At 70.6% G+C, this 9,892-nt stretch carries 7 protein-coding genes and 1 pseudogene; 4 read left to right on the top strand and 4 right to left on the bottom strand.

The genetic code is table 11. The features are described from left to right. A pseudogene (locus ACIQCY_RS05040) lies at nucleotides 1–267 on the top strand (hypothetical protein); the annotation flags it as partial. Between the two features lie 80 nt (nucleotides 268–347). Here ACIQCY_RS05040 and ACIQCY_RS05035 read toward each other — a convergent pair. Next, entirely contained in the window at nucleotides 348–776 is a 429-nt protein-coding gene (locus ACIQCY_RS05035; protein WP_400482780.1) for a hypothetical protein, read from the bottom strand. Nucleotides 777–958: 182 nt separating this feature from the next. Between ACIQCY_RS05035 and ACIQCY_RS05030 the strand changes: the two genes are divergently transcribed. Beyond that, a complete protein-coding gene (locus ACIQCY_RS05030) occupies nucleotides 959–1,750 on the top strand; it encodes an ANTAR domain-containing protein (protein WP_400482779.1) in 792 nt (263 codons plus the stop codon). Here ACIQCY_RS05030 and asd read toward each other — a convergent pair. The 3 genes from asd to ACIQCY_RS05015 all read right to left on the bottom strand — a co-directional run bounded on the left by asd (nucleotide 1,747) and on the right by ACIQCY_RS05015 (nucleotide 4,320). Continuing rightward, nucleotides 1,747–2,898: an aspartate-semialdehyde dehydrogenase gene (gene asd / locus ACIQCY_RS05025; protein ID WP_400482778.1), complete on the bottom strand. Its 1,152-nt coding sequence runs from the start codon at nucleotides 2,896–2,898 to the stop codon at nucleotides 1,747–1,749. The genes ACIQCY_RS05030 and asd overlap by 4 nt on opposite strands. An 82-nt stretch (nucleotides 2,899–2,980) precedes the next feature. Beyond that, complete coding sequence (locus tag ACIQCY_RS05020) at nucleotides 2,981–3,544, bottom strand: dihydrofolate reductase (protein ID WP_400482777.1); 564 nt, start codon at nucleotides 3,542–3,544, stop codon at nucleotides 2,981–2,983. Then, the gene (locus ACIQCY_RS05015) at nucleotides 3,541–4,320 is read right to left on the bottom strand and encodes a thymidylate synthase (protein WP_400482794.1); all 780 of its coding nucleotides are present in this window, start codon (nucleotides 4,318–4,320) and stop codon (nucleotides 3,541–3,543) included. Before ACIQCY_RS05015 ends, ACIQCY_RS05020 begins: the two co-directional genes overlap by 4 nt. A gap of 143 nt (nucleotides 4,321–4,463) precedes the next feature. Between ACIQCY_RS05015 and ACIQCY_RS05010 the strand changes: the two genes are divergently transcribed. Both ACIQCY_RS05010 and ACIQCY_RS05005 read left to right on the top strand, forming a co-directional pair. Beyond that, a complete protein-coding gene (locus tag ACIQCY_RS05010; protein WP_400482776.1) occupies nucleotides 4,464–8,399 on the top strand; it encodes a Pls/PosA family non-ribosomal peptide synthetase in 3,936 nt (1,311 codons plus the stop codon). Next, a complete protein-coding gene (locus tag ACIQCY_RS05005) occupies nucleotides 8,396–9,763 on the top strand; it encodes a M1 family metallopeptidase (RefSeq protein WP_400482775.1) in 1,368 nt (455 codons plus the stop codon). The genes ACIQCY_RS05010 and ACIQCY_RS05005 overlap by 4 nt, the downstream gene beginning before the upstream one ends. Nucleotides 9,764–9,892 lie beyond the last annotated feature (129 nt).

Raw genomic sequence — 9,892 nt, 5'->3', positions numbered from 1 at the left:
CACGCACCCGGACACCCCGGCCGGGCCGGCACCACCCGAACCAACACCTACTGGCAGACCGGACGAACCATCCACAACCAACTACCCCACAACCAGCCAGCCCGCGACGAAGCAGCCCGCAACCAGCCAGCCCACAACCAACCAGCCCACAACCAGCCAGCCCACAACCAACCAGCCCACCACCAACCAGCCCACAACGAAGCACCCCACGACCGGCCCCGACCACCGACACCAACCCTCACCGGAACACAGCGGTCCCGGCCATGACAGGCCAGAACAGGCCGCCCCTCCTCAAACCACCCCACGACAGACTCCGGTCCGCCTCGACCAGCCCCGGCCCGGTATACCTAGAGCGCGACGGAGCGCCGTGCCTGCTCAGCGGCGGCGCGCGTGAGGACGACGTCGCCCCAGCTGTCCTCGCGCTGCACGAGCCGCCGCGAACACAGCCACTGCGCCAGGCGGGAGGCCACGCTGATCTGGGCGAGACGGTCGTGGAAGTCGGGAAGGAGCTGGGACGCTCCAAGGAAGTCCGGCAGGGCATGCAGCAGCTCCCGGGCACCCATCACCTGGACGTAGGGCTCGGCTGTGCCGAACTGTCGCTCCAGTTCGAGCAACTCGCGATCAGCGGTCGACAGACGGGCGACGGCGACATGCTCAAGGTAGTCCCGGAGGTGGCACTGCACCCGCTCGTAGCGCAGGAGACTCTCCGGATGCCGCACGTGGCCGCTGCACGCGAAGAAGCGCCTGAGGACGGTCTCTGCATTCACGGGATCCATGCGCACATCCTTCCGCCGCGCACCGACCTTTTCTCCACCGTGCAGCGAGATCGGACGTGCTGACGGAAGGTCCGGAATACTGGATAGCATCGGATGTTCGTACAACTGCACGTGGCTCGCCCGGTTCGCTGGAGGAATCGTTGCGGGCGAGGAGGACGGGAATGGCGGAACAGGGGAGTGGAATGGCGGAGCAGCAGCAGGTAACGCAGCATCGTCCGGTCGATGCGGCTGATGCCCTTCGCGCGAGTACTTTCGAGGCGACGACCCTGGCCTATTCGCTGATGGACACGGAATTCGTCATCCTGGACGTCAACACGGCGTTCGCCGAGGCGACCGGCATGGCACGGGATGACCTCGTGGGGCACCAGGCATTCGAGCTCTTCCCCGAGAACCCGCTGCAGTCCGAGGATGCTCCCGCGCGGGCCATGCGCCAGTCCCTGGAACGCGTGCTCTCGACCAGGCAGCGCGACAGCATGCACATCCACCGCTACGACATCCCCGACCCCGACCAGCCGGGCGCTTTCACGGAGCGCTACTGGAGCCCGGTCAACATCCCCGTGTTCGACGACGGCGGGGACCTGGTGGCCATCCTGCAGCAGGTGGAGGACGTGACCGACTACCGTGAGGACCTCGTCAAGGTGCTCGGCTACCTGCAGGAGCCGTCGACGGGAACCTCGACCGAGACCTCACGCCGCTTCGTGGAGTATGCAGCGACCGCCATGGCGCATTCCAGCCTCTACCACTCCGCCCGTCGGGAGGTGGAGCAGTTGCAGGAGGCGCTCACGTCCCGAGGGGTCATCGATCAGGCGAAGGGCATCCTCATGGGCCGGTACCGGTGCGGCAGCGATGAGGCGTTCCTGCGCCTCAAGCAGATGTCGAACGACAGCAACGTACGGCTCCGCGACGTCGCCACCGCCTTGATCTACCAGGTGGCCGCGCAGACCGCTGCGCCCGCTGGGAGCAGTGAGGCCTAGAGGTTCCCGGTGGCGATCATCAGCATCCGGCGCAGCGGCTCGGCCGCGCCCCACAGCAGCTGGTCGCCCACCGTGAAGGCGCTGATGTAGTCGGGGCCCATCTCGAGCTTGCGGATACGCCCCACCGGGATATCCAGTGAGCCCGTGGCGGCAACCGGCGTCAGGCCCGCCAGGGTGTCGGTCTTCGTGTTCGGGATGACCCGGACCCACTCGTTGTCCGCCGCGATGATCGATTCGATCTCGCTCACGGGGAGGTCCTGCGTGAGCTTCAGGGTCAGAGCCTGCGAGTGCGAACGCATGGCGCCCACACGGACGCACAGGCCGTCGAAGGGGATGCGGGTGCCGGTGCCGGTGCCGGTGCCGAGGATCTTGTTCGTCTCCGCTCCGGCCTTCCACTCCTCCTTGGACTGACCGTTCCCGAGGTCGCTGTCGATCCAGGGGATGACCGAGCCGGCGAGGGGTACCCCGAACTGGCTCGCCTCGAGGCTCGGGTGCCGCTGCTTGGCGAGGATGGCCCGGTCGATGTCGAGGATCGCCGAAGCCGGGTCGTCGAGGTTCATGGCGACCGTGCCGTGAAGCGCGCCGAACTGGTTGAGGAGTTCCCGCATGTGCCGGGCACCGCCGCCGGACGCCGCCTGGTAGGTCATCGAGGTGCCCCACTCCACCAGCCCGTTGCGGAAGAGCCCGCCGAGGCCCATGAGCATGCAGGAGACGGTGCAGTTGCCGCCGATGAAATCGCGGACGCCGTTCGCGAGCCCGGCGTCGATCGCGGACCGGTTGACGGGGTCGAGCACGATGATGCTGTCCTGCTCCATGCGCAGCGTGGATGCGGCGTCGAGCCAGAGGCCGGACCAGCCGGCGTCGCGCAGCTTGGGGTAGACCTCGGCGGTGTAGTCGCCGCCCTGCGCGGTCACGATGATCGGCAACTTGGCGAGCGTCTCGACGTCGTACGCGTCCTGGAGCGTGCCGGCGCCCTCGGCGAACGACGGCGCAGCACCGCCGGCGGCCGACGTCGAGAAGAAGACGGGGTTGATGCGCGCGAAGTCGCCCTCGTCCTGGAGCCGCTGCATGAGGACCGAGCCGACCATGCCGCGCCAACCGACGAATCCGACGGACGGCAGGGCTGAGCTATCAGGTGCTGAAGTCATGCCTTCCAGTTTAGGCGCGGCGAGCTCCTGCTGCCCGCTTTGTGACCGGCGCCTCCCTCACGGCCGGACGAGCATCGCGGATTCAGCCCTGCCGACTCCAGAGGCTGATGCGGTAGCGCGTGCCGCTCGTCGATTCGAGCCAGCCGGTCTCGGGCGTGAGCGCGGCCAGCGCCCATTCGGGTCCGAGGGCCGGGGCCAGCGTGTCACCCTCCACCGTGGACTCGACGACGGTGACCAGGGCGGCATTCGCCCGGGCCATGGCGTCGGCGTAGACACGACCACCGCCGATGACCCAGATCTCCTCCGCACCCGGGCTCGCGCGGGCGGCCTCGAGGGCGGCGTCGAGCGAATCGACGACGACGGCGCCCTGCAGGTCGGCGGTCGAACGCGAGATGACGATGTTCGTCCTGTCCGGCAGCGGCCGGAACTTCGGGGGAAAGGATTCCCACGTGCGGCGACCCATGATGACCGGATGTCCCGTGGTCGTGGCCCTGAAGTGCGCCATGTCCTCCGGCACGTGCCAGGGGATACCGCCGTCCCTGCCGATCACGCCGTTCTCCGTCTGCGCCCAGATCATGCCGATCACGGGGCGGGACCCGACGGCGTCGGTCACGCTGAGGGTGGGATGTGACGGCGCCTCGCTCATACCGCCACCGGGGCCTTGATGGTGGGGTGGTGCCGGTAGCCGACCACGTCGAAGTCCTCCAGGGTGTAGTCGAAGATGCTGGCGGGCTTCCGCTTCAGCTCGATCCGCGGGTACGGGTACGGCTCGCGGGACAGCTGCTCGGCGACCTGCTCCACATGGTTGTCGTACACGTGGACGTCGCCGCCGGTCCAGATGAACTCACCGGGTTCGAGGCCCGTCTGCTGCGTGACCATCAGCGTCAGCAGGGCGTAGGACGCGATGTTGAAGGGGACGCCGAGGAAGGTGTCGGCGGACCGCTGGTAAAGCTGGCAGGAGAGCTTCCCCGGGCCGCCGTCGGTCCCTGGGCTCACATAGAACTGGAAGAACACGTGGCAGGGCGGCAGCGCCATGTCGGCGATCTCCGAGACGTTCCAGGCCGAGACGAGGTGGCGGCGGGAATCCGGGTTGCTCTTCAGGGCCTCGACCACCTGGGCTATCTGGTCGATGTGCCCACCATCGGGAGTCGGCCACGAGCGCCACTGGACCCCGTAGACCGGGCCCAGCTCGCCGTCGTCGTCCGCCCACTCGTTCCAGATGGACACGCCCCGCTCCTGCAGCCAGCGGACGTTCGAATCACCGCGCAGGAACCAGAGCAGCTCGAGCGCCACGGACTTGAAGTGCACGCGCTTGGTGGTGATGAGCGGGAAGGACTCACTGAGGTCGAACCGCAGTTGCCGGCCGAAGACACTGCGTGTCCCGGTGCCCGTCCTGTCGCTCTTCGCTGCGCCGTTCGCCATCACGTCGCGCAGCAGGTCCTCATAGGGGGTGGGGATGGGGGTGCTCACCCGGTCAAGTCTAGGCGCCGGTAGAGTTCGCCGGAACAATGGAGGGGCACCATGCACGACACCTTCCGTTCACCTTCCACCGGAAGACTCCCCCCGTGACCATCCCCTCGCCCGAGACCACCGCCGCGCCCTACACCGCGCAGTTCGGGGCGTCCGGGCTCGCACCGACGCCCCGCACCCTCCTCGACATCCTGCAATCCACGGCTGCCGAGCATCCCGATGCGTCAGCGCTCGACGACGGCAGCTCGGACCTCAGCTACGCGGAGCTCGTCACCGCAGCGGAGGCGTTCGCAGCAACGCTGCACGACGCCGGGGTGGGCCGTGGCGACACCGTGGGGGTCCGCATCCCGTCGGGGACCAACGAGCTCTACATCGCGATCCTCGGCGTCCTCACGGCGGGCGCGGCCTATGTGCCGGTCGACGCCGACGACCCCGACGAACGCGCCCGCGTCGTCTTCGCGGAGTCGCGTGCCGCCGTCGTCGTCGGGCAGGGGCTGTCCGTGACCGGAGGGCAGGGGCTGTCCCTGAGCGGAGGGCCGGGCGGGCGTGGAGCGGGGACGGGCGCACCGACGCCGGACGACGACGCCTGGATCATCTTCACGTCCGGTTCCACGGGGACGCCGAAGGGCGTGGCCGTCACGCACCGCTCGGCGGCCGCCTTCGTCGACGCGGAAGCACGCCTCTTCCTGCAGCCCGAACCGATCGGTCCCGCGGACCGGGTGCTGGCGGGCCTGTCGGTGGCCTTCGACGCCTCGTGCGAGGAGATGTGGCTGGCCTGGCGGCACGGCGCGTGCCTCGTGCCGGCGCCCCGCGCGCTCGTCCGGACCGGCGTGGACCTCGGCCCCTGGCTGATCGCGCGCGGCATCACCGTCGTGTCCACGGTGCCCACCCTCGCCGCGCTGTGGCCCGCCGATTCCCTCGAGAACGTCCGGCTCCTGATCTTCGGCGGCGAAGCCTGCCCGCCGGAACTGGCGCAGCGCCTCGCCGTCCACGACCGCGAGGTGTGGAACACCTACGGACCCACCGAGGCGACCGTCGTCGCGTGTGCGGCGCGCCTGGGCGGGGAGGGGCCGGTGCGCATCGGCCTGCCACTGGACGGCTGGGACCTCGCCGTGGTGGACGAGTCCGGTGTGCCCGTGCAGGAGGACGGCACGGGCGAGCTCATCATCGGGGGAGTGGGCCTGGCCCGCTACCTGGACCCCGCCAAGGATGCCGAGAAGTATGCGCCGATGCCCACGCTCGGCTGGGACCGCGCCTACCGCTCGGGGGACCTCGTCCGGCTCCAGGCGGCCGGACTCGTCTTCGTGGGGCGCGCGGATGACCAGGTGAAGCTCGGTGGCCGCCGCATCGAACTCGGCGAGGTGGACGCTGCCCTGCAAGCCCTGCCCGGTATCGCCGGTGCGGCCGCGGCGGTGCGGTCCACGCCGTCGGGCAACCAGCTGCTGGTCGGCTACCTCGTGCCGGCCGGGCCCGAGCCCGACCTCCCTGAACTCAGGAAGCTCCTCGCGGAGCGGCTCCCCGCTGCGCTGGTACCGCTGCTGACCCTCGCCGGCTCGCTGCCCACCAAGACCAGCGGCAAGGTGGACCGGAACGCCCTGCCCTGGCCGCTCCCCGGCGTCGGGGAGCCCGGCGATCCGCGGGACCTCGACCCGCGCGTGCAGTGGATCGCCGACCAGTGGGCGGCGGTCCTCGGCTCGGTGCCCGCGGACGAGGACGCCGACTTCTTCCTGCACGGCGGTGGGTCCCTCGCCGCCGCCCGGCTCGTGTCGCTCATCCGGTCGAGGTACCCGGTCATCACCGTGGCGGACATCTATGCCCACCCACGGCTCGGAGCGCTCGCAGCCTTCGCCGCCGGAACGGGGGACGGCGGCGAGCGGGCTCCTGCGCCGCCGAGGACGGTGCGGCGCACCACGACGAAGTCGCAGGTCTTCCAGACCGCCATGGGGATTCCACTGCAGTTCCTCGCCGGCATGCGCTGGCTGACCTACGCGATGATCTCCGCCAACGTGCTGGGCGGCCTCGGCATCCTCACTGCGGCTCCCACCCTGTCCTGGTGGTGGGTCGGGCTGTCCTGGCTCGTCTTCGTCAGCCCCCTCGGCCGCATGGCGCTGTCCGTGGCCGCAGCCCGCATCCTGCTCGGCGGCGTGCAGCCGGGTGTGTACCCGCGCTCCGGGAAGGTCCACCTCCGGCTCTGGCTGGCCGAGCAGATCTCGGACAGCGTGGGGGCAGTCAGCCTGGCGAGCGCCCCCTGGGTGCCGGTGTACGCGCGGGCCCTCGGCGCCAGCATAGGGCCCGACGTCAGCCTCCATTCCGTTCCGCCGGTCACCGGTCTCCTCACCCTCGGCGCCGGCGCGTCGGTGGAGCCGGAGGTCGATCTCTCGGGCTGGTGGATCGACGGAGACCGCGTCCACATCGGCGCGGTCTCCGTCGGGGCCGGAGCGGTGGTGGGCGCGCGGAGCACGCTGATGCCGGGCGCGAGGATCGGTGCCGGCGCCGAGGTGGCGCCCGGCTCGGCCGTCCAGGGCGACGTCAAACCCGGCCGGCTCGTCTCCGGATCGCCCGCGACGAGGGCGGGCAAGGCGCAGCAGGGGTGGCCGGACGTCCCGCCACCGCGCTCGCGGCTGCACTCCCGGCTGTCGTTCCTGGTGTTCGCGGCGGCGTCGGGCGTCCTCGCCCTCATCCCGTACGTCGCCGCCGCCGTCGCGGCACTGCCGGTCGTGGCCGCCCTGCGGGGAGCGCCGTCGCTCTCGGCCGCCTGGCCGTCCCTCGTGGGGCCGGTGGTCCTCGCGGCGGTCCTCTGGCTCGTCGTCACCGCCGTCCTCGTGCTCGGAACCGTCCGGTTGCTGGGGATCGGCCTGCAGGAGGGGTACTACCCGGCGCGCAGCCGCATCGGGTGGCAGATCTGGGCCACCGAACGCACGCTCGACCTGGCGCGGGACCTCCTCTTCCCCCTCTACGCCAGCCTCTTCACCCCGGTGTGGCTCCGGCTTCTCGGGGCGCGGGTCGGCCGGAACGTCGAGGCCTCCACCGTGCTGCTGATCCCGAAGATGACCACCATCAACGAGGGCGCCTTCCTCGCGGACGACACCATGGTGGCCTCCTACGAGCTCGGTGGCGGCCACCTCAGGATCGCCCCCGCGAAGATCGGCCGGCGCGCCTTCCTCGGCAACTCGGGCATGACGTCGGCCGGACGGCGGGTGCCCAAGAACTCGCTCGTCGCCGTGCTCTCGGCCACGCCGCCGAAGGCCAAGGCCGGCAGCTCCTGGCTGGGCAGCCCGCCGTCACGCCTCCGCCGCCTCGCCGTCACGGGCGACCAGAGCCGCACCTTCCAGCCCCCGCGCAGGCTGAAGGCAGCCCGAGCCTTCTGGGAGCTGTGCCGGGTGGTGCCGGTCATCCTTACCGTGATGATCGCGGCGGGCGCGCTGGTCATCTTCGATGCACTCGCCGTCCGCGGCGGGTACCCGGTGGCGGCGCTGCTGAGCGGCGTCGTCTTCATGGCGCTCGGGGCCGTCGCGGCGGGCAGCGCCGTCGTCGCGAAGTGGCTGCTGGTGGGGCGGATCGCGGCGGGCGAGCATCCGCTGTGGAGTTCCTTCATCTGGCGCAACGAGGTCGTGGACACCTTCATCGAGAGCGTGAGCGCGCCGTGGTTCGCCCGGGCGGCCAGCGGCACCCCGGCGCTGGTCTGGTGGCTGCGGGCGCTCGGCTCGCGGATCGGACGCGGCGTCTGGTGCGAGAGCTACTGGCTGCCGGAGGCGGACCTCGTGACGCTCGGCGACGGATCCACCGTCAACCGTGGCTGCGTGGTGCAGACCCATCTCTTCCATGACAGGATCATGAGCATGGACACCGTGGAGCTTGCCGCAGGCGCAACCCTGGGTCCGCACAGCGTGATCCTCCCGGCTGCGGAGATCGCGCCAGGCGGCACGGTCGGCCCAGCATCCCTCGTGATGCGCGGCGAGACCGTCCCCGCAGGAAGCCACTGGATGGGCAACCCGGTCAGCTCGTGGTCGGGTCCGGGAGACGGTGCGTGAGCGGTAGCGCCGAGGGTCCCGCACCGGACCCGTACACGCCGGCCAACGGCAGCACTTCCTACCGGGTGGAGCACTACGACCTCACCCTCGACTACAAGCTCGCCAGCAACCGGTTGTCCGGCCGCGCCGTCCTCACGATGACCGCCCAGCGCGAACTCCACGAGCTCGAGCTAGACCTCCGTGGGCTGCGCACCACGAAGGTCACGTCCGACACCGTGCGCGTGCGGTCCTTCAAGGATCGCGGCGGCAAGCTCGTGATCGGCTTCCGGCACCCGGTGCCCGACGACGCCGAGTTCAGGCTCGACATCCGCTACGAGGGCAATCCCGAGCCGATCTCCGGTACCTGGGGCGAGGTCGGGTGGGAGGAACTGACCGACGGCGTCATCGTGGCCGGGCAGCCCACCGGTGCGCCGTCATGGTTCCCGTGCAACGACCACCCGTCCCGGAAAGCCCGCTACCGGTTCACGGTGACCACCGACGCCGGCTACCGCGCCATCTGCAACGGTGTGCTCGTCTCGCGTATCGCAAAGTCCAGCCGGACCACGTGGGTCTACGAGCAGGCGGAGCCGATGGCCACCTACCTCGCGACCGTCCAGATCGGGCGCTACGAGCTCGTGGCGCTGAACGACCCGGCGCAGCCCGCCGTCGGGCTTCCCTCGCACGCACTGCCGCGCGACCCTGCGCAGCCGGTGCCGCAGTACGCCGCCGTCCCGCCGTCGCTCGCGCCCGCTGCCAGGGTCTCGCTGGCCCGCAACCACGAGATGATGACGGCGTTCGAGCAGCACTTCGGGCCGTACCCCTTCCCCCAGTACCTCGTGGTGGTCACCGACGACGAGCTGGAGATCCCCCTCGAGGCGCAGACGCTCTCCATCATCGGGCGCAACCACCTCGACCAGGACTGGAAGGCGCAGCGGCTGATCGCCCACGAACTGGCGCACCAGTGGTTCGGCAACGCGGTCACGGCCGCCCGGTGGCAGGACATCTGGCTGCACGAGGGGTTCGCCTGCTACGCCGAGTGGATCTGGTCCGAGGCCGGCGGGTCGACGACGGCGGACGCCCACGCGCTGTCCACGCACCAGCGCCTGGCCAGGGAACCGCAGGACCTCGCCATCGGGGATCCGGGTGCGCCGGACATGTTCGACGACCGCGTCTACAAGCGCGGCGCGCTGGCCCTGCACGCGCTGAGGAAGGCCGCCGGCGACGACGCCTTCTTCGGTCTCCTGCGCTCGTGGTCCGGGGAGTACCGGTTCGGCTCCGTGACAACGCCGAACTTCCTCGCGCTCGCCGCGCGGACGCTCCAGGGCGTCGACGCCGAAGCGCTGCTGGCACCATGGCTGTTCGCGGAGGAACTCCCCGCCCTCTGACGGGGCGGGACGCACCGAGGCGGGTCCGGTGGGTCCTCCCTCATCGCTGCCGGGACTCTCCGGCGGGCCTGGACTCTCGGCAGGGCCTGGACTCTCCGCACGGCTGAAATCATCCGGCAGGGCCGGCAC

The sequence above is a fragment of the Arthrobacter sp. NPDC092385 genome, from assembly GCF_044755105.1.
Taxonomy (GTDB): Bacteria; Actinomycetota; Actinomycetes; order Actinomycetales; family Micrococcaceae; genus Arthrobacter_D.
Note: the sequence above shows the minus strand (reverse complement) of the source record. Positions and strands in the feature narration are given on the sequence as shown.